29 protein-coding genes are annotated in these 25,326 nt (G+C 69.6%); 12 read left to right on the top strand and 17 right to left on the bottom strand.

The features are described 5' to 3' along the window. Positions 1-2 precede the first annotated feature (2 nt). Both NGK70_RS24610 and NGK70_RS24615 read left to right on the top strand, forming a co-directional pair. Complete coding sequence (locus tag NGK70_RS24610) at positions 3-224, top strand: hypothetical protein (protein WP_251971067.1); 222 nt, start codon at positions 3-5, stop codon at positions 222-224. After that, a complete protein-coding gene (locus NGK70_RS24615) occupies positions 224-1,354 on the top strand; it encodes an Sfum_1244 family protein (protein WP_251971068.1) in 1,131 nt (376 codons plus the stop codon). The genes NGK70_RS24610 and NGK70_RS24615 overlap by 1 nt, the downstream gene beginning before the upstream one ends. Positions 1,355-1,393: 39 nt before the next feature. Here the strand turns inward: NGK70_RS24615 and NGK70_RS24620 are convergent, their stop codons facing one another. The 14 genes from NGK70_RS24620 to dsrA all read right to left on the bottom strand — a co-directional run bounded on the left by NGK70_RS24620 (position 1,394) and on the right by dsrA (position 14,421). Beyond that, positions 1,394-1,765 (bottom strand): HesB/IscA family protein, encoded by a 372-nt coding sequence (locus tag NGK70_RS24620; protein WP_251971069.1) that lies wholly within the window; start codon positions 1,763-1,765, stop codon positions 1,394-1,396. Then, the gene (locus NGK70_RS24625) at positions 1,759-3,354 is read right to left on the bottom strand and encodes a cobyrinic acid a,c-diamide synthase CobB (RefSeq protein WP_251971070.1); all 1,596 of its coding nucleotides are present in this window, start codon (positions 3,352-3,354) and stop codon (positions 1,759-1,761) included. Before NGK70_RS24625 ends, NGK70_RS24620 begins: the two co-directional genes overlap by 7 nt. A gap of 54 nt (positions 3,355-3,408) precedes the next feature. Continuing rightward, positions 3,409-4,704: an NrfD/PsrC family molybdoenzyme membrane anchor subunit gene (gene nrfD, locus NGK70_RS24630; protein ID WP_251971071.1), complete on the bottom strand. Its 1,296-nt coding sequence runs from the start codon at positions 4,702-4,704 to the stop codon at positions 3,409-3,411. Between the two features lie 30 nt (positions 4,705-4,734). After that, positions 4,735-5,463 (bottom strand): sulfate reduction electron transfer complex DsrMKJOP subunit DsrO, encoded by a 729-nt coding sequence (gene dsrO, locus NGK70_RS24635; RefSeq protein WP_251971072.1) that lies wholly within the window; start codon positions 5,461-5,463, stop codon positions 4,735-4,737. Next, positions 5,460-5,942 carry a hypothetical protein gene (locus NGK70_RS24640; protein WP_251971073.1) on the bottom strand — a complete coding sequence of 161 codons (483 nt, stop codon included), beginning with the start codon at positions 5,940-5,942 and terminating at the stop codon, positions 5,460-5,462. The genes dsrO and NGK70_RS24640 overlap by 4 nt, the downstream gene beginning before the upstream one ends. A 16-nt stretch (positions 5,943-5,958) precedes the next feature. Beyond that, on the bottom strand, positions 5,959-7,920 hold the full coding sequence (locus NGK70_RS24645) for an NAD(P)-binding protein (RefSeq protein WP_251971074.1): 1,962 nt from the start codon (positions 7,918-7,920) through the stop codon (positions 5,959-5,961). A 53-nt stretch (positions 7,921-7,973) separates the two neighbouring features. Continuing rightward, positions 7,974-9,545, bottom strand: coding sequence for a sulfate reduction electron transfer complex DsrMKJOP subunit DsrK (dsrK, locus tag NGK70_RS24650; RefSeq protein ID WP_251971075.1), 1,572 nt, complete (start codon positions 9,543-9,545; stop codon positions 7,974-7,976). Between the two features lie 6 nt (positions 9,546-9,551). Further along, entirely contained in the window at positions 9,552-10,280 is a 729-nt protein-coding gene (locus NGK70_RS24655; protein ID WP_251971076.1) for a respiratory nitrate reductase subunit gamma, read from the bottom strand. 192 nt (positions 10,281-10,472) lie between these two features. Continuing rightward, a complete protein-coding gene (locus NGK70_RS24660; protein ID WP_251971077.1) occupies positions 10,473-10,808 on the bottom strand; it encodes a TusE/DsrC/DsvC family sulfur relay protein in 336 nt (111 codons plus the stop codon). A gap of 87 nt (positions 10,809-10,895) precedes the next feature. Continuing rightward, a complete protein-coding gene (gene tusB / locus NGK70_RS24665) occupies positions 10,896-11,207 on the bottom strand; it encodes a sulfurtransferase complex subunit TusB (RefSeq protein ID WP_251971078.1) in 312 nt (103 codons plus the stop codon). A gap of 18 nt (positions 11,208-11,225) precedes the next feature. Then, positions 11,226-11,582: a sulfurtransferase complex subunit TusC gene (gene tusC / locus NGK70_RS24670; protein ID WP_251971079.1), complete on the bottom strand. Its 357-nt coding sequence runs from the start codon at positions 11,580-11,582 to the stop codon at positions 11,226-11,228. Between the two features lie 16 nt (positions 11,583-11,598). Beyond that, positions 11,599-11,958, bottom strand: a complete 360-nt coding sequence (gene tusD / locus NGK70_RS24675) for a sulfurtransferase complex subunit TusD (RefSeq protein WP_251971080.1) — start codon at positions 11,956-11,958, stop codon at positions 11,599-11,601. A gap of 24 nt (positions 11,959-11,982) precedes the next feature. Further along, complete coding sequence (gene dsrB / locus NGK70_RS24680; RefSeq protein WP_251971081.1) at positions 11,983-13,092, bottom strand: dissimilatory-type sulfite reductase subunit beta; 1,110 nt, start codon at positions 13,090-13,092, stop codon at positions 11,983-11,985. 24 nt (positions 13,093-13,116) lie between these two features. Beyond that, complete coding sequence (dsrA, locus tag NGK70_RS24685; protein WP_251971082.1) at positions 13,117-14,421, bottom strand: dissimilatory-type sulfite reductase subunit alpha; 1,305 nt, start codon at positions 14,419-14,421, stop codon at positions 13,117-13,119. A 169-nt stretch (positions 14,422-14,590) separates the two neighbouring features. Between dsrA and NGK70_RS24690 the strand changes: the two genes are divergently transcribed. The 8 genes from NGK70_RS24690 to NGK70_RS24730 all read left to right on the top strand — a co-directional run bounded on the left by NGK70_RS24690 (position 14,591) and on the right by NGK70_RS24730 (position 20,599). Beyond that, on the top strand, positions 14,591-15,676 hold the full coding sequence (locus tag NGK70_RS24690; protein ID WP_428985603.1) for an IS630 family transposase: 1,086 nt from the start codon (positions 14,591-14,593) through the stop codon (positions 15,674-15,676). Positions 15,677-15,862: 186 nt separating this feature from the next. After that, the gene (locus NGK70_RS24695; protein WP_251971083.1) at positions 15,863-17,143 is read left to right on the top strand and encodes an NAD(P)/FAD-dependent oxidoreductase; all 1,281 of its coding nucleotides are present in this window, start codon (positions 15,863-15,865) and stop codon (positions 17,141-17,143) included. Positions 17,144-17,169: 26 nt separating this feature from the next. Then, a complete protein-coding gene (locus NGK70_RS24700; protein WP_251971084.1) occupies positions 17,170-17,403 on the top strand; it encodes a DUF6967 family protein in 234 nt (77 codons plus the stop codon). Positions 17,404-17,408: 5 nt separating this feature from the next. Continuing rightward, positions 17,409-18,083, top strand: coding sequence for a type I-MYXAN CRISPR-associated protein Cas6/Cmx6 (gene cas6, locus NGK70_RS24705; protein WP_251971085.1), 675 nt, complete (start codon positions 17,409-17,411; stop codon positions 18,081-18,083). A gap of 27 nt (positions 18,084-18,110) precedes the next feature. Further along, on the top strand, positions 18,111-18,440 hold the full coding sequence (locus tag NGK70_RS24710) for a TusE/DsrC/DsvC family sulfur relay protein (RefSeq protein WP_251971086.1): 330 nt from the start codon (positions 18,111-18,113) through the stop codon (positions 18,438-18,440). Between the two features lie 23 nt (positions 18,441-18,463). Then, entirely contained in the window at positions 18,464-18,958 is a 495-nt protein-coding gene (locus NGK70_RS26545; protein ID WP_310742562.1) for a sulfurtransferase TusA family protein, read from the top strand. 52 nt (positions 18,959-19,010) lie between these two features. Beyond that, positions 19,011-19,646: a hypothetical protein gene (locus tag NGK70_RS24725; RefSeq protein WP_251971087.1), complete on the top strand. Its 636-nt coding sequence runs from the start codon at positions 19,011-19,013 to the stop codon at positions 19,644-19,646. A 5-nt stretch (positions 19,647-19,651) separates the two neighbouring features. After that, entirely contained in the window at positions 19,652-20,599 is a 948-nt protein-coding gene (locus tag NGK70_RS24730; RefSeq protein ID WP_251971088.1) for a TauD/TfdA family dioxygenase, read from the top strand. A gap of 22 nt (positions 20,600-20,621) precedes the next feature. Here NGK70_RS24730 and NGK70_RS24735 read toward each other — a convergent pair whose 3' ends face one another. Both NGK70_RS24735 and NGK70_RS24740 read right to left on the bottom strand, forming a co-directional pair. Then, positions 20,622-20,993 carry a PH domain-containing protein gene (locus tag NGK70_RS24735; RefSeq protein WP_251971089.1) on the bottom strand — a complete coding sequence of 124 codons (372 nt, stop codon included), beginning with the start codon at positions 20,991-20,993 and terminating at the stop codon, positions 20,622-20,624. A gap of 79 nt (positions 20,994-21,072) precedes the next feature. Beyond that, a complete protein-coding gene (locus NGK70_RS24740; RefSeq protein WP_251971090.1) occupies positions 21,073-21,672 on the bottom strand; it encodes a protoglobin domain-containing protein in 600 nt (199 codons plus the stop codon). A gap of 344 nt (positions 21,673-22,016) precedes the next feature. Here NGK70_RS24740 and NGK70_RS24745 point away from each other — a divergent pair, with 344 nt between their 5' ends. Continuing rightward, positions 22,017-23,522: an ABC transporter substrate-binding protein gene (locus tag NGK70_RS24745; protein ID WP_251971091.1), complete on the top strand. Its 1,506-nt coding sequence runs from the start codon at positions 22,017-22,019 to the stop codon at positions 23,520-23,522. A 123-nt stretch (positions 23,523-23,645) separates the two neighbouring features. Here NGK70_RS24745 and NGK70_RS24750 read toward each other — a convergent pair whose 3' ends face one another. Further along, positions 23,646-23,993 carry a hypothetical protein gene (locus tag NGK70_RS24750; protein WP_251971092.1) on the bottom strand — a complete coding sequence of 116 codons (348 nt, stop codon included), beginning with the start codon at positions 23,991-23,993 and terminating at the stop codon, positions 23,646-23,648. A 413-nt stretch (positions 23,994-24,406) separates the two neighbouring features. Between NGK70_RS24750 and NGK70_RS24755 the strand changes: the two genes are divergently transcribed. Next, positions 24,407-25,306 (top strand): alpha/beta hydrolase, encoded by a 900-nt coding sequence (locus NGK70_RS24755; protein ID WP_251971093.1) that lies wholly within the window; start codon positions 24,407-24,409, stop codon positions 25,304-25,306. The last annotated feature ends 20 nt before the right edge of the window (positions 25,307-25,326 follow it).

Here is a 25,326-nt window from a genome sequence, read left to right on the forward strand (position 1 = left end):
CCATGCCCTACTTCGTGTACCGCCGCAGCCTGCCCATCGGCACCCTGTCGCCGGCCGGGCAGTACGACACCTACCGCGAGGCGCGCGCCCGGGTTCAGGCACTGCGCAGTGGCCCGCTCGGCCCGAACGAGCAGATCCGGCTGATCCACGCCGACAACGCCCTGCAGGCCGAGGACCTGCTCTCGCAGGCGCGAGAGGCGTCGCCTCAACCGGGCGACGACTGATGCCACCGGCCGACGCTGCACGGCCCCGTCCGCTGCCCGGCCTGGATCGGTTGATCGAGCAGGTGCAGCGCAACTGCCATGTCGCCGATGCGCGCCACGCCCGCGAGCTCAGCCTGTGCAACTACCTGCTGCAGATGCGCGAGCTCTACCGCTGGGAGCATGACCTGCCGCTGCCCGCCGCACTGCCGCGCGCCGACATCGGCCGCTGGCTGACCGAGCGCGAGCGGCTGTGGGAGGCGCTGGAAACGGCCGACTATGACGCGATCAGGATCGGCGGCGATGCGCCGCGGGATCCCTTCGACGTCCGCGCCATCAATGACCGGCTGCTGCCGCACGGGCTGGTGTACGGCGCCGGCATCGGCCGCTTCGGCGCCGCACACTTCTTCCTGGCTCAGTTGCGTCAACACGGCCGCGAACAAGGGGTACCGGTGGTCGAAGCCGGGTGCGAATACGCCCGCGATGCCGCCACGTTGCCCGCCGCCTTCCAGGCCGGCGGCATCGTGCTGCGCCACGACGCACTGCGCCGCTGGCTGTGGAGCCGCATCGAGCCCTGGGCCAGCCAGCCACCCGAGGGAGCGCTACGCCGGGCACTGCGTGCCTGGGGCCACGAGGGTGGAAGCAACGAAGCGCAGCTGTCGGCCCTGCTGGATCGCATGGCCGCCGCCGATGCCCGCCGCGTGCTGGCACACGAGCTGGGCGAGGCCCAGGCCGAGGGTCTGCTCGGCCCGGACTGGGCCCGGCTGCTGGACGCGACGCCCGGCCGGCGGGCCGAACTGCTGCTGCGCGCCATCCGCGACCTGCTGGCCGACTGCCACAGCACCCTGCCCGTCCTGATCGCCAATGCCCGCCATGGCAATGACTCCGGGCTGCATTTCTACTTCGCCAACCTCGATGGCTGGCGGGTCCTGCTGTTCCCGCTCGCCGGCGAGGCCTACCGCATCTGGCGCGAGACGGCCCGGCTGGACGCCCTGGCCGAGGCGGCCCGGCTCGGGGCGGTGCACTGGCTGACGGTGGCCCGGCGCTGTCTGGACGGGCACGCGGCCGACCCGGTGGCCGCCGCCGCAGCGCTGGAGCAGTTTCCCGATGCGGCGCCGCATCCGTGGAAGCTGGTGGGTCCTCACCCGGGCTGACCGGCAGCGGGCCGGCCCGGACTGCAGCGAGAGGGTCGTTCAGCGGCAGCCGCGCCCGGCGGAGGCGCAGCCGCCGCTCGAACAGCCCCCCGAGCCGCAGCCACCGGCTGGCGCCACCGCCTCCTCCGGCGGCAGGAAGACGAAGCCCCAGGCGTTCGGCCCGGTCGGCACGAAGTCCAGCGTCACGCCGGTGAGCAGCTCCCGGCTGGGCGCGCCCACCAGCAGCGCGACGCCGTGGTCGGTGAAGCTCAGGTCGGCCTCGCGCTCCTCGTCGAAGCCGAGGCCGAAGCGGATCGCGCCCTCGGCGTCGACATCGGCGGCGATGCGCAGCGCCCAGTCGTCATCGGGCAGGCCGCTGCGCAGGGCGGCGCTCTGGATCTCGCGGGCCGCGGCGGGGGTCAGGGTCAGCATGGCAGGTACTCCTTCGGGCGGCTCAAGCGCGGCGTGCGCAGCACCGGGGACGGCAGATCGGACACGGCCATACACGGCGCCGCATCCCGCACCGCACGCACATGGGCGACGAACGCGCCCGCCCACCGGCAGTGGCCAACGCTGCGCAGGTGGCTGTAGGACGCCCACAGGCGGTGGATCAGCAGGCCGTCGCGCCGGCCGTCGATGCCGTGGCCGCGCTCGACCTGCCAGGCGTAGTCGATGGGGGCGGCGGGGTCCAGGTTCTCCAGGCTGGAGTAGTGGAACTCGTGGGCGTGCACGCAGCCGTCGGCCGGCAGGCCGTCATCGCCGGCCCCTTGCACCGGCGGTTCTGCCAGCGCCGACCACGGCGCCGCACCGCTGGGGCGCAGGCGCACATAGCCGCGGCCGACCGGGCGGGCATGCATCACCACATCGCCCGGGATGGCGCCGACCATCGGGTGCATCTGGCCGTCGAGGGTGCGCAGGCTGCGCGCGAGCAGCATCAGCCCGCCGCACTCGGCATAGGTGGGCAGGCGCTGCCCGACGATGGCCTGCTGCAGTGCGCTGCGCAAAGAAGTGTTGGCGGCGATCTCGGCAGCGCTGGTCTCGGGAAAGCCGCCGCCGAGGAACAGCCCGTCCAACCGCGGCGGCAGGAGCGTGTCGTGCAGGGTGTCGATGGCGACGATCTCGGCGCCCGCCTCGCGCAGCGCGCGCAGGTCGTCGGCGTAGTAGAAGCCGAAGGCGCGGTCCATCGCCACGCCGATGCGCACCGGGTCCGCGGCAGGGTTTGGCACGGGCACAGGCATCAGCATGGGCATCACCGCAGGCGCCGGCCCGCGCAGCTCGATCCCCGGCACGGTGGCCGCCTCGCCCGGTCCGGCGGCCGTCACCGCCAGCAGCCGGTCCAGGTCGACCTGCCGGCGCACCGCATCGGCCAGCCGCGCGACGGTGCGCGACGCCGCCTCGGCCTCGTGGTTGGGCACCAGGCCGAGGTGGCGCTCGACGATCTCCAGCGCTGCATCCTGCTGCACGGCGCCGAGCACCGGTACGTCGGTGTAGTGCTCGATCACCGCGCGCAGCTTGGCCTCGTGGCGCGAGCCGCCCAGGCGGTTGAGGATGACACCGGCGATGCGCAGCTCGCGGTCGAAGGCCTGGTAGCCCAGGATCAGCGGCGCCACGCCGCGGGTCATGCCGCGCGCATCGATCACTAGCACCACCGGCAGGCCCAGGCGCTTGGCCAGCGCGGCGTTGCTGTTGCTGCCGTCCAGCGCCAGGCCGTCGTACAGGCCCTTGTTGCCCTCGACCAGGGTCACGTCGGCGCCCGGCCCCCCGCCCTGCCCCCCGCTCCGTACCTCGCGCTGCACCAGCGCATCGATCTCGCCCCAGCCCATCAGCTGCGGGTCCAGGTTGAAGCAGGGCCGCGCGGAGGCCTCGGCCAGCCACATCGGGTCGATGTAGTCCGGGCCCTTCTTGAAGGTCTGCACCGCGTGGCCGGCACCCCGCAGGGCCGCCGCCAGGCCGATGGCCAGCGTGGTCTTGCCGGAGGACTTGTGGGCGGCCGACAGCAGCCAGCGTGCGGGAACGGACATGCAGGACTCCCCGGTTGGCGACGTTGGAAGACGCACTGAAACGTCCGGAAGCGATCAGCCCTTGCGGGCGGCGGTGGTGCCTGTGGTGGCGACCGGCTGGCCGGCCGCCAGATCAAAGCGGGCAAAGTCGTCCTGCGGCATGAAGCGCAGCACGCGCACGCCCACCGCGGTGACGAGGAAGGCCAGCCCCAGCCCGCCCAGGCCCAGCAGCCACTCGGGCAGCCGGGGGGTGTAGGCGTCGACCTGGCCGTCCATGAACGTGCTGCTGGCCGTGTAGCCGGAGAAGATGTCCAGCGGCCAGGCCTGCCCGCCGACGATGAAGGCGTACAGGAAGGCGAACCCGCCCAGCACCACCAGCGCCGCGGCCAGCACCGTGCCCCGCACGCCCAGCGGCGACGGCGCCAGCAGCAGCGTCAGCGGCCAGAGGGTGCCCAGGCCGACATAGCCAACCCAGAACAGCAGCGGGTAGACGCCGCCGTCGAGCAGCAGGAAGCGCTCGAAGCCGTGCAGCTTCGTCGCGTACAGCTGGGTGCCGTGGTAGACCAGCACCATGTAGGCCGCCGCGGCAACGAAGATGCCCAGCAGCCGCGTCATGCGCCGCTGGATCGCCACCGGCAGCGCCAGGCCGTTCCAGGCGTACATGGCGGACTGCACGATCAGGAACACCGCCAGCCCCCAGGCGAAGGACAGCACGATGAACATCGGCGCCAGCAGCGCCGAGGCATAGGCCTGGCGCGCGACCAGGAAGGCGAAGATGGAGCCGGTGCCGGTGGTCAGCACAAAACGCCAGATGAAGGCCGCCAGACCGGCTGCGGGGGCGTAGCGGTTCATGCGCCGCTCCATCAGCGTCCACAGGTAGACCGCCACGATGGCGAACAGCCCGGAGTAGAGGAACACGTTCCAGGCGAACACCGACTTGAAGTTGTAGTGCGTGGCCGCCACCACGATGCGGTCCGGCCGGCCCAGGTCCAGCATCAGCACAAACAGCCCGCCGCCCAGCAGCGCCAGCGACAGCAGCCCGGACAGCGGCGCGCGCGCCTTGTAGACCGTCTGGCCGAACACCGACCCGACCGAGGCCACATTCAGCACACCCGAAGCGGCCACGATCATGAAGATGGCAAACACATGCGGCAGGCCCCAGACGATCTGGTTGCTCATGCCGGTGACCGCGTGGCCGTGCGTCTCCATGAAGTGCGCCGCGCCCAGCCCGATGGCCACCAGCAGCGCGCCGAAGGCCGCCACGGCCCAGAATCGGCGCACCTCGTCGGCGGGAGAAGGCAACGTGGGCGGGGCCGCCGGAGGGGCAGCACCAACCTCGCTCGGTGCGGCAGCGGTGAATGAGGCGCTCATGCCCGGCTCCTTGGGTTCACAGGCCCGGGCTCAGAGGCCCTGGTAGCGCACGCCGGGGTCCAGCCCCAGGTCGGCGCGCAACGGCTGGGTGGCGAGCGCGCGCACGCGTCGGGCGATCTCGCTGTTCGCATCGTTGAGGTCGCCGAACAGGATCGCGCCGCGCCCGGCCGCGGCGCAGGCCTCGACGCAGGCCGGCTGCTCGCCCCGGTCGACCCGGTGCACGCACAGCGTGCAGCTCTCCACGCAGCCCTGGCCACGCGGCACCTGCGCACGCTGGTTCGCGAGCGGCTCGTGCACGAACGAGCGCGCCTTGTAGGGGCAGGCCATCATGCAGTAGCGGCAGCCGATGCAGGCGTGGCGGTCGACCAGCACGATGCCGTCGGCGCGCTTGAACGAGGCGCCGGTGGGGCACACGTCCACACAGGGCGGCTCGGCGCAGTGCTGGCACATCATCGGCGCGCTGGCCTGGCGGCCGGTCTTCACCTCGGTCAACATGACCTTGCGGATCCACTGCGGGCGCTGGCGGTCCTCGATGGCGGACTGCAGACCGTTCTCGTCGCTGCAGGCCTTGACACAGGCGTCGCAGCCGCTGTCGCACTTCGAGGTGTCGATCAGCAGGCCCCAGCGGACCTTGGCGCTGGCCGCCTCACCGCTGGTGCGGGCCTGCGCCACCTCGATCAGGCGGATGCCGGGCGCGATCGCCACGCCCAGCGCGGCGGCGGCACTGCCGGTGATCCAGGCGCGGCGGTGGCTGGTCATGGCGCCCCCTCCGATCGGATCGTCGCGCGACGCGACAGAGCGGCCGTCACCGAACCGCTGGCACCGTGGCCCGGCCCCTGCGGCACGGTGGCGTGGCACTCGAAGCAATCGAGCTTCACCGCCGCCACCGTGTGGCAGCCCTGGCAGAACTGCTGCGGCCCGCCCAGCACCGAACGCACTGGTGTGGCGCCCCCGGCCACCGGCGTGGCATGGCAGTTCACGCAGGCGGCCAGGCTGGCCCGGGCGCCGCGCACGCCCTCGCGCACCGTGACGTCGCGCTGGTGGCGCAGCAGGTCGGGGTGGCTGCGGCGGATTTCGTCGGGCGGCGCCACGCAGGGCCCCTGGGCCTTCGCCGCGGCCACGTCCAGCGGCCCGGCCGCGGGCATGGCCGGGCGCAGCAGCCAGAACAGCGCCAGCAGCACCAGCACCGCCAGCGCGGCGGCGCCCAAGCCAGTGGATCGCGCGGTCGACGTGCTCACGGCATCACACCCGCTGTCACTCGCCCAGACCCATCTGGATGTAGCCGGTGGGGCAGACATCGCGGCAGATGTGGCAGCCGATGCACTTGTTGTAGTCGGTGGCCACGTAGCGACCCAGCGTGGCCTCCTTCTTCGGCACGCGGAACACCGCAGTCTGCGGGCAGTAGACGACGCAGTTGTCGCACTCGAAGCACATGCCGCAGCTCATGCAGCGCTTGGCCTCGGCCACCGCCTGCTGCTCGTTCAGGGCATCCAGCCGCTCCTCGAAATTGCCCAGCGCACTTTGCCGGTCCAGCGTGGTGACGTGGCGCTGCAGCCGCGGCGTGTAGCTGAAGTGGCCGAGGAAGAGCTCGTCGTGCGGGATGACGTAGCGATCCGAGCGGTTCTCGAAGTTGTGGATCGCGACGTTGGTGCGGTCTGTGCCACGCATCGGCTCGGCCGCTTCCGAGAACGCCAGACCCTTCTCGACCATCTTGCGCTTCAGGTCGAAGGCGTGCACGTCGATCTTGGGTCGCTTCTCCGGGTCCTCGCCGGCCAGGAAGCGGTCGATGCCATCGGCGGCGATGGCGCCGTGGCCGATCGCGGTGGTCAGCAGGTGCGGACGCAGCACATCACCGCCGGCGTACACGCCCGGCTGGCCCTTGACCTGGTAGTTGCGGTCGGCATCCACCGCACCGCGACCGGCGTTGAAGACCTCCAGCCCGGTGAAGTCCACCGCCTGGCCGATCGCGGAGACGATCAGGTCGGCCTCGATGTCTTCCTCGCTGCCTTCGATCAGCTTGATCTCCAGCTTCGGGCCGACCATCTTCGCCTCGCAACGCGCCACGCGCAGCGCGGTGGCACGCCCGTCGGCCCCGCGCAGCAGCGCCACCGGCACCAGCCCGCCGCGGATGGCGATGCCCTCGGCATGCGCCTGCTCGATCTCGTGGCGGTTGGCCTGCATCTTGTCGACGCCGAACACCGAGGTGAGCGTCACGTCGCAGCCCTGCTTGGCCGACACCTCGGCCACGTCATGGGCAACGCGCCCGCCGAACACATCGTCGAAGTCGGTCGGGTTGCTGCGCTCGATGTGGCCCAGCCGGCGTGCCACCGTGGCCACGTCGATCGAGGTGTCGCCGCCGCCCACCACCACCACCCGCTTGCCCACATGCTGCAGGCGGCCGTCGTTGAAGGCCTTCAGGAAGGCAGTGGCCGTCACCACGTTGGGCGCATCGCCGCCACCCGCGCTGTCGGGAATCGGCAACACCCGCCCGGCCTGGGCACCCAGGCCGAGGAAGACGGCGTCGAACTCGGCGCGGATCTGCTCCAGCGTCACGTCGCTGCCCACCCGCACGCCCAGGCGGGTCGCCACGCCCAGGTCGAGGATGCGCTGGATCTCGGCGTCGAGCACCTGGCGCGGCGTGCGGAAGCCCGGGATGCCGTAGCGCATCATGCCGCCAAGCTGGGTGTGCTCGTCGAAGATGGTGACGCTGTGGCCCTTGAGCGCCAGCTGGTAGGCACAGGACAGCCCGGCCGGCCCGCCGCCGATCACCGCCACCGTCTTGCCGCTGCGTTCGGCCGGTGCCGCGAAGCCCAGTCCGTTGGCGATGGCGTACTCACCCAGGAAGTGCTCCACCGCGTTGATGCCGACGTGGTCCTCCACCTCGTTGCGGTTGCAGCCCTTCTCGCAGGGCGCCGGGCAGACCCGGCCCATCACCGACGGGAAGGGGTTGGCCTGCGTCAGCCGGCGCCAGGCGTACTCGGGCCAGGGCACGCCGGCGGGCGGCTTCTCGGTGCCGCGGGTGACGGCCAGCCAGCCGCGGATGTCCTCGCCCGACGGGCAGCTGCCCTGGCAGGGTGGCGTGGACTGGATGTAGGTCGGGCACTTGTGCGTGTGGCTGGCCTGGAAGATCTTCTCCCGCCAGGAGTGGGGCTGGCTGTCGCCGTCCTTGTAGCGGCGGAAGTTCAGCGCCGTGCCTTGAGTGGGTGTATCGGACATCGCATGTCTCCGGCGTAGCTCTTGTCTCTGACGGGTCTCTGGCGGGTATCTGGTCAGTCGAGGCGGATGGCTGTGCTCACCAGCTGATGCACCCCGCCGACCAGCTGCATCTTGTGGCCGTAGTACGGCAGCACCTTGCTGAACTGCGCCTTGCAGATCGCGCAGATCGTGGCCATGAAGTTCACGCCCTGCTGGTCGACGACCTGGCGCAGCGCCTCCATGCGAGGCAGCGCGCCCTTGATGCGCAGGTCCATCAACTCGTCGGTCAGCAGGCCGCCACCGCCGCCACAGCAGAAGGTCTTCTCGTGCGTGGTGCCCGGCGCCATCTCCACGTAGTGATTGGCCACCGCGCGGATGATGGCGCGCGGGATCTCGAACTGGCCGCCCGGCGCGTCGCCCATGCGCGAGGCACGCGCGACGTTGCAGGAATCGTGGAAAGTGATGATGCGGTGGTCGTTCTTCTCTTTGTCGAACTTCAACCGGCCTTGCTGGATCAGGTCCCAGGTCAGCTCGCAGATGTGCATCGGCTGCTTGTAGCGGGGGTCCAGCTGGCGCTGCAGTTCGATGGCGAAGGGGTCCTTGCCGCCCGCGCCGATGCCCACCAGCGTGTTCCAGAAGCTGTAGGCCACCCGCCAGGCATGGCCGCACTCGCCCACCACGATGCGCTTGACGCCCAGCTCCAGCGCCGCCTCGCGGATGCGCAGCGCGATCTTGCGCAGCTGCTCGTAGTTGCCGATGAACATGCCGAAGTTGCCGGCCTCGCTGGCCTTGGACGACAGCGTCCAGCTGATGCCCGCGGCGTGGAAGACCTTGCCGTAGCCGATCAGGCTCTCGACGTGCGGCTCGGCGAAGAAGTCCGCACTCGGCGTGACCAACAGCACCTCGGCGCCCTGCACGTCCAGCGGGTACTTCACGTCCGCGCCGGTGTCTTCCTTGACATCCTCTTCCAGGCCCAGCAGGGTGTCCTCCAGCGCCGGGCCGGGCAGGCCGAGGTTGTTGCCGATGCGATGCACCTTGCCGATGATCTCGTTGCCGTACTTCTGGCCGTAGCCGATCGAGTCGAGGATCTCGCGCCCCGCCATCGTGATCTCGGCGGTGTCGATGCCGTAGGGGCAGAACACGCTGCAGCGCCGGCACTCGGAGCACTGGTGGTAGTAGTTGAACCAGTCGTCGAGCAGCTCGCGCGTCAGGTCCTGCGCGCCCACCAGTTTCGGGAACAGCTTGCCGGCCAGCGTGAAGTGGCGGCGGTAGACGCTGCGCATCAGCTCCTGGCGCGCCACCGGCATGTTCTTGGGGTCACCGCTGCCCAGGAAGTAGTGGCACTTGTCGGTGCAGGCGCCGCAGTGCACGCAGGCGTCCATGAACACCTGCAGCGAGCGGTACTTGCCCAGCAGCTCGCCCATCTTGCCGATGGCGCGGTCGTGCCAGTCCTCCACCAGCGCGCCGGGGAAGCCGATCGCCTCCTGGATCTTCTCGTTGGCCACATAGGGCTTCGAGCCGGCCATCGACCCGGGCTGCAACGCCGGGATCTCGCCGAACTCGCGCAGCGCCGGGGCCACCGGCTTGGCTGCAGCGGGCTTGGGAGCCGGCGCTGGGGGGGTGGGGACAGCGGTTGGGTCGGCCATCGCGCATCAGCCCTTGGTCACGTCCAGGCGAGCCGCCCACGCGGCCTGGTGGCGCCGCTCGCGCGGGTCATCGGGCTGGTTGCGGGTGGGCGAGAAGAACAACCCCGGCGCGTGCATCAGCTTGCTGAACGGGAAGATCAGCATCAGCGCCGCCACCAGCGACAGGTGCACGACCAGCGGGCCATCGGCCGGCAATGGCAGCACCTGGAAGTGCATCAGCCCGATGAAGAAGCGCTTGACCGCCAGCACGTCGGTGTGGAACACGAACTTCATCGCCAGGCCGGACGCGGCGATCAGCAGCAGCAGCGCCAGCATCAGGTGGTCCGACGGCGTGGAGATGTAGCGGATGCGCTGCACCGCCCAGCGGCGCAGCCACAGCCCCGCCAGGCCGGCGACCATCAGCAGCCCGCCCAGGATGCCCAGCGGCTGCATCCAGGCCACCAGGCCCCACACCGGATCGGTGAAGTAGCGCAGGTGGCGCAGGCCCACCAGGGCCAGCCCGACGTGGAAGATCCAGCCGCAGGCCCAGAGCCAGAGATTGGCGCGGAACAGGCTTTCGAAGAACACCAGCTCGCGCGCCAGCCGCAGCGCCACGCCGCCGGAGGTGGTGGGAGCCGGCGTGGTGGGGATCTTCAGCGGCGCAGGCACCTGCCCCCAGCGCCACAGGCGCGCCGCCACCCCCGCCACCAGCACGATGGCGGCGAAATAGAACAGGGTGGCGAATGCGTAGTTCACGGGGACAGGAGGGATAAGGAAACCTGAGGAACCAGAGAAACCGGGGACCGGGAAACCAAGCACTCGGCACCGGCAGCCATGCCGGCGACGCAGCCATGCAGCGGCACCACCCTGGCTGCATGCAGCCGGATCGGACAGGGTGCCGGTGACTCAGGAAGGCAGCACCCCCACGGGGGCTGCCGGCGGCTCAGCTCAGACGCAGCCGGTCGGCTTGGGCAGGCCGGCGATCTTGCAGGCCTGCTTGGCCGGGCCGTAGGGGAACAGCTCGTACAGGTACTGGCTGTTGCCCTTCTCCGGGCCGAGCTGCTTGCCGATGGCCTTGGTGAGCACGCGCACCGCCGGGGCGATCTGGTACTCGTCGTAGTAGCCACGCAGGAAGTTCACCACCTCCCAGTGGTTGTCGGTCATCTGGATGTTCTCGGTGCCGGCGATGTAGTTGCCGACGTCGGCATTCCAGTCGGCGAGGTTGACGAGGTAGCCCTCCTCGTCGGTTTCGTAGCTCTTGCCGTTGACTTCGATGGTGCTCACAGGCTTCTCCTGAGGGGAAAGGTAGGCGCCGGCCATCGGCGCATCAGAGTCGGTCGTTCTTGTGGTCTTGTCGATCGAGGCCCGTGTTCAGAGCCAGGACTGGTTGTTGGGGTGCGCGGCCACCAGGTCGACGAAGCCGCCGTAGTCCACGGTGTGCACGCCGTCGAGCACCCGGTCGGCCACGCCGCGGGCCTCCAGGTCGGGCATCAGCGCGTAGACCTTGCAGCGCGCCATCGCATCGGCGATCTTCGCTGCGGCGGCGTTGCCCCGGGTGACGGCGTAGACGGCGTCCTCGATCAGCAGCAACGCGTCCCCGGCGCCGCCGTCGGCGCACATCAGACGCAGGCAGCTGTCCAGCGTGTTGCGCTCCAGCGGGGACTTGTTGACGATGTTCAGCATGGCGTTTCCCTTCGAGGCTCAGAAGCTCAGCACCACGTCCTGCTCGCGCATCAGCGCGGCCATCTCCGCGGCGGGCAGCACCGTCACGTCGACCAGCAGGTCGTCCTCGGTCAGCCCACGTGCCTGCATCGACTCGCGCTCCACGTAGAGCTTCTCGATGTCGTAGCCGTCCAGTGCCCGGTAGGTGGGCGAGAAGTTCTTGGTCTCGATGCCCTTGGTCAGCTGCTGCTTCTTGAGCTGGTAGACGCCGTCATCGACGAAGGCCAGCGACACGTCCTGGTCGAAGGCCGCGGTGATCAGCACCACTTCCAGCGACTCCAGCGCGTACACCGTGCCGTGAGGGGCCTTGCGGTTGACGAACATGAACTTTTTCATCGCTGCTCCCACCGACTCAGTCGCCGAACGTGACCACGCGGTCGGCCTGGATGCCGACCTCGACCAGCTGCCCGAGCCCGGAGATCCGGAAGCCCGGCGCCAGGTTCTCGTCCTTGATGCCGCGGCGCAACGCCGCGGCCACGCAGACCACCAAGTCCACGCCGTGCTGCTCGGCCAGCCGGCTCCAGCGCTGGACGATGTTGCGGTCGTCCTGCGGCGGCTCGGTCAGGCGGGTCGAGTTGTTCACCCCGTCGTGATAGAAGAACACACGCTGGACGGTATGGCCCCGGGCGATGGCGGCAGCGCAGAACTGGTAGGCGCTGTCGCTGGCCTGGTGCTGGTAGGGGCCTTCGTTGACGAGGATGCCGAACTTCATCGTGATGTCCCGGTGGGGCTGGCCTCAAAAGCGGATGTGGGTCGAGGCGTTGAGGTTGACGCGCGCGCCGCGCCAGTCGTCGATCAGGTACTTGGTGAAGGTCAGGCCGGTCTTCTCGAAGAAGCGCGGCCAGCCGATGCGCTCGATCCAGTCGGCGATGCGCTCCCAGGAACGGGCGTCTTCCTTGTAGGTGTGCAGGATCTTCTTGACCACCTCGGACACCTCGGGCCAGCGCGGCGGGTTGTTGGGCAGGCCGGACACCACCATCTTCATGAAGGTCGGCTTGCCGCGGGCGTTGCTGTTCTTGCCGCCCACCCAGATCGCCAGCTTGCTGTGCTCGGGGTCGTTGATCTGCATCGGCGGGCACGGGGGGTAGCAGGCGCCGCAGCAGATGCACTTGGCCTCGTCCACTTCCAGTGAGGGCCGGCCGTTGACCAGCGCCGGGCGGATCGCCGCCACCGGGCAGCGCGCCACCACCGAGGGGCGCTCGCAGACGTTGGCCACCAGGTCGTGGTTGATCTTGGGCGGTTTGGTGTGCTGCACGATGATGGCGATGTCCGCCTGGCCACCGCAGTTGATCTCGCAGCAGGAGGTGGACAGGTGCACCCGGTTGGGCATCTCCTCGCGCCGGAACTCGGTGATGAGCTCGTCCATCAGCGCCTTGACCGCGCCGGAGGCATCGGTGCCCGGGATGTCGCAGTGCAGCCAGCCCTGGGTGTGCGCGATCATCGACACCGAGTTGCCGGTCCCCCCCACCGGGAAGCCCTCGGCCTCCAGCTTCTCGATCAGCGGCGCCACCTTGTCGGCGGCCGACACCATGAACTCGATGTTCGAGCGGATGGTGAAGCGCACATGGCCTTCGGCGTACTGGTCGGCGATGTCGCAGAGCTTGCGCACGGTGCCCACGTCCATCTGGCGCTGGGTGCCGGCACGCACCGACCAGACCTCGTCGCCACTGCGAGCCACGTGGTGCAGCACGCCGGGACGCGGGCGGTCGTGGTACTTCCACGCGCCGTAGTTCTTCTTCAGCAGCGGGTGTAGGTATTGCTGGTTGTCGGGCACGCCGCACTCGATGGCGCGGCGCGGGGAGGCCTTCGGAGCGGCGGTGGCGGCGGTGGCCGTGGCGGTGTTCATCAGGTTCGTCTCCTCGAAACCGGCTCAGGCAGCCTGCTGCTGTTGCTTGAGCGCCTTGATGCGGGCGACCTCGTCGTCCCAGCCGTCGGTGCGCACGTAGGGGTTGGTGCGGGGGCAGGCGACCATGTTCGGATCGACCTCGATCTCCAGCGCCTCCAGGAAGTTCACCAGGCCGATGCGCTCGATCATTTCGCCGGTGCGCTCGTGCTCCAGCGCGTTCTCGGCAAAGAAGTCGATGATCTTCTGGGCCAACTCGACCAGCGCCTCGCGGTCCTCGTCGGTGGCCAGCTTCATGAATGGCACCACCACGGTGCCCATCAGGTCGCCGATCTTGAGGGTGCGCTTGCCTCCGACCAGGATGGTTGCGCCGGTGTCCTCGCCCGGGGCCAGGCCGCCGGTGATGACGTTGATGCAGTGCATGCAGCGCACGCAGTCACGGTTGTCGATCTCCAGCGCCTGGGTGTCGGACACCTTCACCGAGGTGATGGTCGCGCCGGTCGCCACCTTGCTGGCATCCTTGAGCTGGATCGCCTTGGTCGGGCAGCGGGCCACCACGTTGTTGACCAGCTCGTCCACGCCGTGGGCAGCGAACCAGCGGCGCGCCAGCGCCTCGTCGCTGCGCATGTTGTCGCGCCAGGTGCCGATGATGGCCATGTCGGCGCGCTGGATCGAGTTCATGCAGTCGTTCGGGCAACCACTGAACTTGAACTTGAACTTGTACGGCAGCGACGGACGGTGGATGTCGTCCAGGAAGTTGTTGATCACCGCCCGGTGCGCCCGCGCCTCGTCGTAGCAGCTCTGCTCGCAGCGCGCTGCGCCGACGCAGCTCATCGAGGTGCGCACCGCCGGGCCGGCGCCGCCCAGGTCGAAACCCAGCTCGTTGATCGCGTCGAAGGCGCCCTGCACGTTGTCCGTCTTGGCGCCCTGGAACATGATGTCGCCGGACTGGCCGTGGAAGGCGATCAGGCCCGAGCCATGCTCCTCCCAGACGTCGCAGAACTTGCGCAGGATGTCGGTGGTGTAGTGCATGCCCGGCGGCGGCATCACACGCAGCGTGTGGAACTCGGCAGCGTCCTTGAACACCGGCTTACCCTCGGCGTCCTTCAGCTCGGTGAAGCGCGGGATCACCCCACCGCCGTAGCCGATCACGCCGACCGTGCCGCCCTTCCAATAGCCCTTGCGGGTCTTGTAGGACGTCTCCAGCTGGCCGAGCACGTCGACCACGTAGTCCTTGTCCTCGGCCAGGCGTTTCAGGCCGGTCACGAAACTGGGCCACGGGCCGGACTCGAGCTCGTCGAGCATCGGCGTGGGATGCATGGGCTTGGCCATCGGCTTGTCTCCTGGGCGGGGCGGTCTCGCAGGGTGCGCAGCAGTCGCTGCACGGCGCGGATCGACAGATGTGATGGGATGGATGCTAGTGTAGTGTTTGATTGTTGAAGCAACTTAATTGAACAACACGACTCCAATGGTCTACTACGGACAGAGTTGGAGCCAGGAAGTGCGAGTTGCCCCTGCGATCGAGTTGAGTCAAGAGGAGGAGGCTGAGTTGATCCGGCTGGCGCATTCGAAGGCGACCAGCGTTCGACTGGCCGAGCGTGCGCGCATTGTTTTGCTGGCCGCGCAAGGCCTGCAGAACCTGCAGATCGCCCAGGAGCTGGGCATCGACCGGATCACGGCGGGTCGCTGGCGCCAGCGCTACATCAAGTCCGGACTGGCGGGCATCGAGCGGGACCTGCCGCGCGGGGCACCGCCGGTCAAGGTGGACGTGGCCAAGCTGGTGGAGCTGACCACGCAAAGCCAGCCCGAGGCCGCCACGCACTGGAGCACGCGCAAGATGGCTGCGGTGCTGCAGGTCAGCCCCAGCACGGTGATGCGTCACTGGCAGGCCAATGGGCTCAAGCCGCACCTGGTGCGTGGCTTCAAGGTCTCGCGCGACCCGAAGTTCGTCGAGAAGCTCGAAGACATCGTGGGGCTGTACATGTCCCCGCCCGAGCACGCCCTGGTGCTGTGCTGCGACGAGAAGAGCCAGGTGCAGGCACTGGACCGCACGCAGCCGGGCCTGCCGATGAAGAAGGGTCGTGCGCAGACGATGACGCACGACTACAAGCGCCACGGCACGACCACGCTGTTCGCTGCGCTCAACGTGCTTGACGGCACGGTCATTGGCCAGTGCCAGCAGCGGCACACGCACGCCGAGTGGTTGAAGTTCCTGCGCCAGATCGACCGCGAGACGCCCAAGGGCAAGACCCTGCACCTGATTGCCGACAACTATGCCACCCACAAGCACGCGGCGGTGCAGGCGTGGCTGGCCAAGCACCCCAGGTTCCACATGCACTTCACGCCGACCTCGGCGTCTTGGCTGAACATGGTGGAGCGCTTCTTCCGCGACATCACCACCGAACGCCTGCGGCGCGGCGTGTTTACCAGCGTGGGCGAGCTGGAGGCGGCGATCAAGGCGTACGTCGCGCATCACAACACCAGTCCCAAGCCGTTCATCTGGACCAAGAGCGCTCGCGACATCTTGCAGAAGGTCATTCGCGCCAACTCCCGGTTAAGTGGGAAACAGAATGGAACACTGCACTAGGAGCCGCGCCCGCTGCGCACCATCACTCCGGGCGGTGGCGCTCGCTTCGCCCGACGGGGGATGCCCAGCTACCCGGAAGGGGTAGATCCCATCCCTCCCCGCGGCTATAGACGCTGGCGCCCCGCCACGCGCTCAATAGCCGACGCTCGCCCACATCGAAGAATCGCAGATCCACGGAGACAGGACATGGCGCACATCGTGATCATCGGCGCGGGCATCGGCGGCATGCCGATGGCCTACGAGATGCGGGAACTTGCCCGCCCGGAAGACCGCATCACCGTGGTCAGCAACTCGCCGACCTTCCACTTCGTGCCCAGCAACCCCTGGGTGGCGGTGGACTGGCGCCAGCGCGGCGACATCGAGCTGGACATCGGTCCGGTGCTGGCCAAGCGCAAGATCGGCTTCTCCGCCGCGGGCGCGAAGCGGGTGCATCCGGCCGAGAACCGCGTCGAGCTGGGTGACGGAAGCAGCCTCGCCTACGACTTCCTGGTCATCGCCACCGGCCCGAAGCTGGCCTTCGACGAGGTGCCCGGCCTGGGCCCGGCCAGCGGGGGCGGGCACACCCAGTCGATCTGCCACGTCGACCACGCGGTGGACGCGCAGCACGCCTGGCACAGCTTCGTGAAGGAACCGGGCCCGATCGTCGTCGGCGCGGTGCAGGGCGCCTCCTGCTACGGTCCGGCCTACGAGTTCGCGATGATCATGGAGACCGACCTGCGCCGGCGCAAGCTGCGCGACCGCGTGCCCATGACCTTCGTGACGCCCGAGCCCTACATCGGCCACCTCGGCCTGGGCGGCGTGGGCGACTCCAAGGGGCTGCTGGAGTCGATCTTCCGCGATCGCCACATCAAATGGATCTGCAACGCCAAGACCACCCGGGTCGAGGCCGGCAGGATGTTCGTCACCGAGCACGACGAGGACGGCAAGCCGAAGAAGGAGCACGAGCTGCCCTTCAAGTACTCGATGATGCTGCCGGCCTTCAAGGGCGTGGACGCGGTGTTTGGCATCGAAGGGCTGACCAACCCGCGCGGCTTCATCACGATCGACCAGTTCCAGCGCAACCCGAAGTTCAGGAACATCTACTCGGTGGGCGTGTGCGTGGCGATCCCGCCGGTGGAGGCCACGCCGCTGCCGGTGGGTGCGCCGAAGACGGGCTACATGATCGAGTCGATGGTCACCGCGACAGCGCACAACATCCGCGCCGCGCTGGACGGCCAGGAGCCCACCAAGACGGCGACCTGGAACGCGGTCTGCCTGGCGGACTTCGGTGACAGCGGCGCCGCCTTCGTCGCCCTGCCGCAGATCCCGCCGCGCAACGTCAATTGGTTCAGCGAGGGCAAGTGGGTGCACCTGGCCAAGATCGGCTTCGAGAAGTACTTCCTGCGCAAGATGCGCAACGGCACCTCGGAGCCCGTCTTCGAGAAGATGGTGCTCAAGGCGATGGGCATCGCCAAGCTGAAGAACTGACGCCCCGGGACGAAGGACCGCCACCGATGGTCGCCACGCGCCGACTCGCCGACCTGACCGTGCCCTGGGGCCGGCAGGAAATCCAGCTCGAAGAGGTCGACTTCGAGACCGGTGGTATGCCGCTGCTGCGCGTGCGCATCCGCGAAGGCAAGCGCTTCACCATCTTCGACGTGGACGCCGCCACCGCCGCTGCCTGGGCGCAGGCGATGCAGGCCTGGAGCGACACGCAGGCGGCCGCACCGGCCGCGCAGGTGCCATGACGGTCGTGGCCCTCCCGACCGCGCTGGAAGCCGCGCAGCAGGCGGCCGCTCACACGGTCGACCTGGCCTTCGAGTTGGCCGGCCGGGATCTGCCGCGCGAGCACTGCGCCGCCCTGGCCGCCGCCCTGCAGCAGGCCCTGCCCTGGCTGGCCGAGGAGCCCCAGGCCGGCGTACATGCGCTGCGCAGCTCACCCGGCGAGGACGACCTCGTGCTGCTGCCGCGGCGCGCCCGCCTGGGGCTGCGCCTGCCCGCCGCGCGCGTGGCCCAGGCCCGGGCGCTGTGCGGCCAGCGGCTCGACGTGGACGGCCACCCGCTGCAGGTGGGTGCCGCTGCGCCCCCGCGCGAACTGGTACCCACCCGCACGCTGTACGCCGACTTCGTCTGCTGGGGGCCAGCCGACGAAGACTTCGATGCTCAAGTGGCCAGCACGCTCGCCGAGTTGGGCGTGACAGGCCACTGGATCAGCGGCGGCGCGCGCTCGACCCTCGCTCCTGGCAGCGAGGGCCGCCCTTCGACCGAGTCCAGCCGCCTGCACGGCCACGCCCTGGTGCTGCACGACCTGCCGCAGCGGCACGCGCTGGCGCTGCAGGTGCTGGGGCTGGGCCGCCACCGCCTGCTCGGCTGCGGCCTGTTCGTGCCACACAAGACCATCACCGGGCTGGGTTCCCCCGAGGACTGAGCCCCCGACACACGGAGACCGCCACCCATGGGTTACCTGATCAACGGCAGCGACCACGAGGTCGACGACGAGGGCTACCTGCTCGAGGCCCAGCTGGGCGACGACGTCCCCGCGGTGATCGCCGCCGCCGAGGGCATCACGCTCACCGACGCGCACTGGACCGTGATCCGCTACCTGCGCGACGCCTGGCGCGAGCACGGCCACACGCCCAACTTCCGCGCCATGCTCAAGGAGATCGCGGAGATCGACCCGGCGCTGGACAACAAGGCGCTGTACGACCTGTTCCCGATGGGCCCCGCCAAGCAGGGCGCCCGCATCGCCGGCCTGCCCAAGCCCTTCGGCAAGGGCGGCTACTGAACATCGAAAGAGGGCCGCGAGCCATGACCACCCCGTTCCCCACTCCCCACGTGACGCTGGACGTCAAGGGCGTCAGCTGCCCCGGCCCCATCCTGAGCGCCAAGCGACTGGTTGATGACCTGGCCGAGGGCGAGGTGCTGCTGCTGGTGTCCGACTGCGCCGGCACCGAGAGCGACCTCTTCGCCTGGGCGCGCGCCACCGGCAACCAGGTCGTCGGCGCCGACAAGCGCCCCGACGGCAGCCAGGGCTACTACATCCGCAAGGGCACCGCCGACCACCCGCCGGCCCAGGCCGACCTGGACCTGCGCGGCGTCGTCTGCCCCGGCCCCATCGTCGAGGCCAAGCGCCTGCTGGGCAGCATGCAGCCGGGCGAGGTGCTGCGCCTGGTGAGCGATTGCGCCGGCGTGCGCGGCGACATCGCCGGCTGGGCCGACGCCACCGGCCACTCGATCATCGCCACCCACGAGGTGGCCACCGGCACCTACGAGTTCTTCATCCGCCGCGGCCCGAACCGGTAGGCCGGTCCACGCGGCATTCGGCTAGCGCACAAGAAGGGGAAGGCGGCCGACCATGGCCCTGCGCATCAAGAACCAGTGGTTCCGCGAGGACCGCCCACGCAGCGTGCGCGAGGTGGCCGGCGCGGCGGCGTTCATCGTCTGGCGGGTGGGCTTCAACGTGCTGCAGAACATGCGGCGCGCGGATTTCGACATCCTGCCCGGCGCGCAGTACTTCGACTTCCTGGCCGAGTGGCTGGTCTTCCTGATCCAGGTGACCGACCGCATCGCCTATGCGCAGATGAGCGAGCCCGAGCGCCTGGACTTCACCTCCACCCTGGCCAACCGGGTGGCGGAGATCTACGCCGACAACCGCGCCGACCTGCTCGGCGCCCGCACCGATCCCGGTGCCCCGGCCGCCGCGCCGGGCCGGCACCCGGACCGCGACCACTTCATCGACCTGCTCAACCTGCGCTCGCAGGACTATGCCGACTTCGACATCGAACCGGCGCGGCTGACCCACCCGGTGGCACGCTTCCTGGCCGAGCGGCTGATCCACGTGCTCGGGGACCGTGACCGCATGTGGGTGCACGACCAGGTGATGGAGATCGAGGCGCCCGACGCCGCCGCCCTCGTCCTCAAGGGCCTGAACGGCCTGCTCGGCCAGGCGCCCCGGCGTGCCCGGCGGGCCGCAGGCGTTGCCGGAGACTGACCCAGATGAACGCCGCCGCCACCCTGGCCACCCCATTTCACGCCACGACATCGGCCGCCGATGCGGCACCGCCCGCTCCCTGGGACGCCACCGGCCCGCGGCCCGAGCGGCTGGCGCGCTGGCTGGAGCACCGGCTGCGGCACTACCCGCGCAGCGCCGAGGCGCTCGTCGTTGAGTTGCGTGACCCACACCAGCCCACGGCGGCCGAGCAGGGGGCACTGACTGATCGCCTGCGGCGCAGCGGCATGGCGATCTATGCCAGCACGCGGCTGGACGCCGACCCCACCCTGCCGCGGCAGTTGGCCAGGCACCTCGGCCTGCAGCGGCTGGACAGCAACTGGCTGGCCGACGACGAGGGCATCAGCCACCTGCAGGTGCAGCCGGGCATCGCCGCCGGGATGGACTACATCCCCTACACCAACCGGGCGCTTGGCTGGCACACCGACGGCTACTACAACCCCGGCGACCGCCAGGTGCACGCCCTGCTGCTGCACTGCGTGCGCCCGGCCGCCAGCGGTGGGGCGAACCGGCTGCTCGACCACGCCCTGGCCGCGGCGCTGCTGATGCAGCGTGAAGCCGCCCTGGCCGCCGCGCTGTTCCACCCCGAGGCGATGAGCATCCCGCCGCGCGTCGAGGCCGATGGCAGCGAGCGCCCCCGCCAGACCGGCCCGGTGCTGAGCGTGCGCGCGGACGGCGCGCTGCACATGCGCTACACGGCGCGCAGCGTGAGCATCGACTGGCGTGACGACGACAGCACCCGCGCCGCCGCTCAGGCCCTGCGCGAGATCCTGGCCGACTCGGCCACCCCGGTGCTGCAGGCCCGCCTGCAGCCGGGCTGGGGGCTGGTGGCCGCCAACGTACTGCATGACCGCAGCGCCTTCATCGACGACCCCGCCGCGCCGCGGCTGATCTACCGCGCCCGTTTTCTGGACGCGCTGCCAGGCATGGCCTGACGCCTGCCTGGCACAGGAACGATCAGGCGTGCTGCGCCAGCACCCGCTGCAGCGCGTAGACGTCCACCTGGCGGCTGAAGCGGCAGGCGATCGGCTCGGGATCGCTGCCCACCCAGATCTTCAGGTCGGCATCCAGCTCGAACATGCCGGCCGTCTCGACGCTGTACTTGGTGATCTTGCCGTAGGGGATCGAGAGGTAGGCCACCTTGGAGCCGGTCACCCCTTGCACGTCGACCAGGATCAGCCGGCGGTTGGTGAACAGGAAGGTCTCGCGGATCACCACGAAGCCCGCCTCCAGCGTCTCGCCCTCGGCGAACAGCTGGCTGTACTGCTCGCGCAGCTTGCCCAGGTCGGCCGAGGCCGCATTGCCCATCAGGCCGGAAATCAGTCCCATGACACTCCTCTCAAGTCGGCCCGCACCGCCGGTGCGGGCCAACGGGGAGTGTCGCACCGAGGCCCTCCCCGGTCCGTGATCAGATGTTCTCGCCCAGCTGCTCGCGCGCTTCGGCCAGCACCAGGTTGATCTCGGTCTTGAACATGCGCTCCAGCAGCGCCGGCTTGAAGCCGGTCAGGCGGATGACGGTTTCCAGGTAGTTGAGCAGGAAGCTCTCCGCGGTGATCGCCTGGGTGGTCAGCGCCAGCCGCTCGACGCAGGCCATCACCTGGGCCGCCGTCTCGGCGCTGCCCACCACGTCGGCGGTGACGCGCTCGCGCAGGCGCGTCAGGATCCAGTTCCACATGCCCATCATCATGGGGTTCTTCACGCCCACCTTGATGTGCACGACGCCCACCAGGGCCTGCCAGGCCCAGTACTTGTCGTCGATCGGGCCGGCCAGGGTGCGCTGCCACCAGCGGCGCAGGGTCGCCTCGCGCTGCGCGCGCGCGCCGTCACCCAGCAGGGCGTTGATCTTGGGGTTGGCCTCGATCTCGTCGTAGAAGCCCTTGACCAGTTCGTCTTCCAGGGCGAGCAGCGGCGCCTTGAACTGCATCAGCAGCACCTCGTCCTGGGACGAGAAGCGCTGCTGCTCGGGAATGCTGTCGATGATGCTGCGGGTCAGCTCGTACAAGTTCACTGCGCGTACCTCCAGGAATGCAATGCCGGCCACGTGCGCCGAAGGGGGGCCCCGCGCCACCCTCGATGCAAGGCGCGCAAGCCTAACCGTGCAGGCAGCGCCGGCACAGCCGGGCGCCCCCCCGCTCACGGGGATTCCGAGCGAAGTTGCGCAATCCGAGGCAGACCGCGGGGCGACCGGGACGCGGCCGAGGGGACTGCGGGCGACCCATCGGGCTGCGCATCGGGCGGGACGGGTGCCGCCCCCGCCGGCATCACCCGCATCGCCGGTGCACCCGGCAGACACTACGATCGCGGCGTTTGTCACACTTACCGCCCACCCTTCCTCTCGACCCGGAGCCCGCCATGCAACGACGCCACCTCCTGGCCAACCTCGGCAGCGCCACCCTGGCTGGGGCCCTGACGCATCCCGCGACGGTGTTCGCCCAGGCGCGCATCCGCCGCGACAGCGCCGTGCTGGGCATGACGCTGGAGCCGCCCGGCCTGGACCCGACCGCGGGGGCGTCCTCGGCCATCGCCGAGGTGGTGCTCTACAACGTCTTCGAGACGCTGACGAAGATCCGCGGCGATGGCAGCATCGCGCCGCTGCTGGCCGAGTCCTGGACCGTCACGCCCGACAACAAGACCTGGGCGTTCAAGCTGCGCCCGGGCCTGCGCTTCCACAACGGCGAGCCCTGCAACGCCACGGCGGTGAAGTTCAGCTACGAGCGCGCCGCCGCCGAGGGCAGCCTGAACAAGGACCGCGCCGTCTTCACCAACCTGTTCAACCTCCGCGCCACCGACGACCGCACCCTGGTGCTGACGCTGAAGAACCCGAACCCGGACCTGCTGTTCCAGCTCGGCCAGGCCACCGCGGTGATCGTCGAGCCCAAAAGCGTCGCCGGCAACGCCACCCAGCCGGTGGGCACCGGCCCCTACCGGCTGGAGCGCTGGACCAAGGGGTCCAGCATCACGCTGGCCCGCTGGGCCGAGCACCGCGATGCGAAGCAGGTGGCGCTGGCGCGGGTCACCCTGCGCTTCATCGGCGACGCGGCGGCGCAGATCGCCGCACTGCTGTCGGGCGACGTGGACGCCTTCCCGCGGGTGGCCGCCGGCCGCGCGCTGGAACAGTTCAAGTCCGACCGCCGCTACCAGGTCATCGTCAGCGGCTCGCGCGCCAAGACGATCCTGGCGATCAACAATCGCCGCCGGCCGCTCGACGATGTGCGGGTGCGCCGCGCCATCGCCTCAGCCATCGACCGCCGGGCCGTCATCGACGGCGCGGCCGATGGCTATGGCATGCCCATCGGCAGCTTCTACGTGCCCGGGGCACCCGGCTACGTCGACCTCACCGCGGTGAACGCCTACGACCCGCCGCGCGCCCGCGCCCTGCTGAAGGAGGCCGGCATCACCGCGCCGCTGGAGCTGACGATGAAGCTGCCACCCACGCCCTACGCCCGCCAGGGGGGCGAGGTGATCGCGGCGCAGCTGGCCAAGGTCGGCATCACCGCGAAGCTCGAAAGCGTCGAATGGGCGCAGTGGCTGTCCGGCGTCTACAAGGACCGTGCCTACGACCTGACGCTGATCTCCCACGTCGAGCCGCTGGACTTCGGCAACTTCGCCCGGCCGGGCTACTACTGGAACTACGACTCGGCAAAGTTCAACGCCCTGTGGGCGCAGATCAACGCCACCGCCGACACCACGCGCCGCCACGCCCTGCTGGCCCAGGCGCAGCGCCTGGTGGCCGACGACGTGGTGGCCGCCTACCTCTACCAACCCACCTGGATCACGATCGCCAAGGCCGGGCTGAAGGGCCTGTGGCGCGACATGCCGATCCTTGCCAACGAACTGGCCGCGCTGGGCTGGGAGTGAAGGGGGGAATTGGACCCTCCCCACAGCGCCAGGGCCGTCATGCGCCCTTGACGGGCACCCCATGAAAAAAGGCCACCGACAAGGTGGCCTCTTTCGTCACGCCGGGACCCGCCCGGCAGGGACTCACTTCGCGCCGGACATGCCCGACATGCCTTCGTTGGTCTTCGGCAGCTCGCCCTTCTTGACGGCTTCCTTGACTTCGGCACGGCGCTTGGCGGTCTGGGCCTTGCCCTCTTCCTTGCTCACCTTCGATGCGGCGGCGGGAGCCGGGGAGGCTTCCTGCACTTCCTTCAGTTCGCCCTTCTTCTTGGCGTCCTTGACTTCAGCCTGGCGCTTGGCACGGGCCTCGGCCTTTTCGGCGGCGGTGGCCTTCTTCGGCGCGGGGGTGTCCTGGGTGCCTTCGGCGGCTTGGGCGCCAAACACCATGAAGACGGAAGCGATCAGGGCGGTGGAAAGGGTGCGGATGGTCATTGATGGACTCCTGACTCTGGCAAACAAAACGCTGTTGTCGAAAACCGACGTCAGGGTCACGGACTGTGGACCGCTGACCACCCGACGAGGGATTCTCATTGGATCACAGACACGCGATGGGGTCCTGACATTGAACATGTTACCGACCCACCACAGCCGACTGTTGACTTTTCTCAACACTCCGGACCTCATCGGATCCGTGCAAATCCGCAGTCACAACGGAGCCGATCCATGTTCGGTTGACCGGCGGGCCCGGTGATCCGTGACAACCCTGAGTGCACTGGAACACCGTGGGGCTGGCCGCCAGAATCCCCGGGCGGCGCTTGCCTGCCTGGCCATGCCCACTTGATGTGCATGGCCGATGTGCACGTTGCGCGAGAAGTGCTTCCAACCGCCGACTTCAGGAGCCGCCCATGCCAGCAGCGCTGTACCGCCACTTCCAGACCCAGGCCGAGATCGATGCGGCCTACAACCCCTCGCTGCAGGTGGCCGACGCCGCGGCCGAATTGCGCCACTTCGCCGAGGCGGCCCAGCGGGCGCGCGCCACGCTGCGCCACCAGCTGGACCTGCCCTACGGAGCAACGCTGGCCGAGACGCTGGACATCTTCCCGGCCGATCCCTCCGCGCAGGGCTCCGGCCCGGGGGCGGCACCGGTGTTCGTGTTCCTGCACGGCGGCTACTGGCGCGCGCTGTCGTCGCGGGACTTCAGCGGCATCGCGCTGGGCCTGCAGCGGCGCGGCATCACCACCGTGCTGGTGAACTACGCGCTGTGCCCTCAGGTGACGATCGACGAGATCGTGCGCCAGGTGCGCGCCGCCCTGGCCTGGGTACTGCGCCACATCGGCGCCCACGGCGGCGATGCGCAGCGCGTGGCCATCGGTGGACACTCGGCCGGCGGCCACCTCACCGCGATGGCGCTGCTGACGCGCTGGGCCGAAGACTACGGCCTGCCGGCCGACCCATTCCGCGCCGCGCTGGCCATCAGCGGCCTGTATGACCTGAATCCGCTGCGCTACAGCTACCTGCAGCCAATGATCCAGCTCGACGACGGCGTGATCCGCCGCCAGTCGCCGGCCTTTCTCGCCAGCACGCGCCGCAGCACCACGCCGCTCTGGCTGACCTGGGGCGGTGACGAGTCCGACGAGTTCGCCCACCAGTCGCGGCTGATGCACGATGCCTGGCAGACCGCCGGCAACCCGGGCGTGCTCTCGGTGCAAGCCGGGCGCAACCACTTCAGCGCCCTGCACGGCTTCGAGGATCCGGCCAGCCCGCTGTGCGACTGGCTGGCCCACCACCTGAGCACCGGCGGCTGACCGCATCGCCCGAGGCGTCG

This window comes from Sphaerotilus microaerophilus, from assembly GCF_023734135.1.
Taxonomy (GTDB): domain Bacteria; phylum Pseudomonadota; class Gammaproteobacteria; order Burkholderiales; family Burkholderiaceae_C; genus Sphaerotilus; species Sphaerotilus microaerophilus.

Excerpts from the sequence above, each read along its gene's own strand:
- NGK70_RS24625 (WP_251971070.1), bottom strand. The coding sequence starts at position 3,354 with ATGTCCGTTCCCGCACGCTGGCTGCTGTCGGCCGCCCACAAGTCCTCC.
- NGK70_RS24750 (WP_251971092.1), bottom strand. The coding sequence starts at position 23,993 with ATGACCATCCGCACCCTTTCCACCGCCCTGATCGCTTCCGTCTTCATG.
- NGK70_RS24710 (WP_251971086.1), top strand. The coding sequence starts at position 18,111 with ATGGGTTACCTGATCAACGGCAGCGACCACGAGGTCGACGACGAGGGC.
- dsrO (WP_251971072.1), bottom strand. The coding sequence starts at position 5,463 with ATGACCAGCCACCGCCGCGCCTGGATCACCGGCAGTGCCGCCGCCGCG.
- NGK70_RS24755 (WP_251971093.1), top strand. The coding sequence starts at position 24,407 with ATGCCAGCAGCGCTGTACCGCCACTTCCAGACCCAGGCCGAGATCGAT.
- NGK70_RS24730 (WP_251971088.1), top strand. The coding sequence starts at position 19,652 with ATGAACGCCGCCGCCACCCTGGCCACCCCATTTCACGCCACGACATCG.
- NGK70_RS24725 (WP_251971087.1), top strand. The coding sequence starts at position 19,011 with ATGGCCCTGCGCATCAAGAACCAGTGGTTCCGCGAGGACCGCCCACGC.
- NGK70_RS24610 (WP_251971067.1), top strand. The coding sequence starts at position 3 with ATGCCCTACTTCGTGTACCGCCGCAGCCTGCCCATCGGCACCCTGTCG.
- tusC (WP_251971079.1), bottom strand. The coding sequence starts at position 11,582 with ATGAAAAAGTTCATGTTCGTCAACCGCAAGGCCCCTCACGGCACGGTG.
- NGK70_RS24695 (WP_251971083.1), top strand. The coding sequence starts at position 15,863 with ATGGCGCACATCGTGATCATCGGCGCGGGCATCGGCGGCATGCCGATG.
- NGK70_RS24745 (WP_251971091.1), top strand. The coding sequence starts at position 22,017 with ATGCAACGACGCCACCTCCTGGCCAACCTCGGCAGCGCCACCCTGGCT.
- NGK70_RS24620 (WP_251971069.1), bottom strand. The coding sequence starts at position 1,765 with ATGCTGACCCTGACCCCCGCCGCGGCCCGCGAGATCCAGAGCGCCGCC.
- NGK70_RS26545 (WP_310742562.1), top strand. The coding sequence starts at position 18,464 with ATGACCACCCCGTTCCCCACTCCCCACGTGACGCTGGACGTCAAGGGC.
- NGK70_RS24735 (WP_251971089.1), bottom strand. The coding sequence starts at position 20,993 with ATGGGACTGATTTCCGGCCTGATGGGCAATGCGGCCTCGGCCGACCTG.
- tusB (WP_251971078.1), bottom strand. The coding sequence starts at position 11,207 with ATGCTGAACATCGTCAACAAGTCCCCGCTGGAGCGCAACACGCTGGAC.
- dsrK (WP_251971075.1), bottom strand. The coding sequence starts at position 9,545 with ATGGCCGACCCAACCGCTGTCCCCACCCCCCCAGCGCCGGCTCCCAAG.
- NGK70_RS24700 (WP_251971084.1), top strand. The coding sequence starts at position 17,170 with ATGGTCGCCACGCGCCGACTCGCCGACCTGACCGTGCCCTGGGGCCGG.
- NGK70_RS24615 (WP_251971068.1), top strand. The coding sequence starts at position 224 with ATGCCACCGGCCGACGCTGCACGGCCCCGTCCGCTGCCCGGCCTGGAT.
- dsrB (WP_251971081.1), bottom strand. The coding sequence starts at position 13,092 with ATGAACACCGCCACGGCCACCGCCGCCACCGCCGCTCCGAAGGCCTCC.
- dsrA (WP_251971082.1), bottom strand. The coding sequence starts at position 14,421 with ATGGCCAAGCCCATGCATCCCACGCCGATGCTCGACGAGCTCGAGTCC.
- nrfD (WP_251971071.1), bottom strand. The coding sequence starts at position 4,704 with ATGAGCGCCTCATTCACCGCTGCCGCACCGAGCGAGGTTGGTGCTGCC.
- NGK70_RS24645 (WP_251971074.1), bottom strand. The coding sequence starts at position 7,920 with ATGTCCGATACACCCACTCAAGGCACGGCGCTGAACTTCCGCCGCTAC.
- tusD (WP_251971080.1), bottom strand. The coding sequence starts at position 11,958 with ATGAAGTTCGGCATCCTCGTCAACGAAGGCCCCTACCAGCACCAGGCC.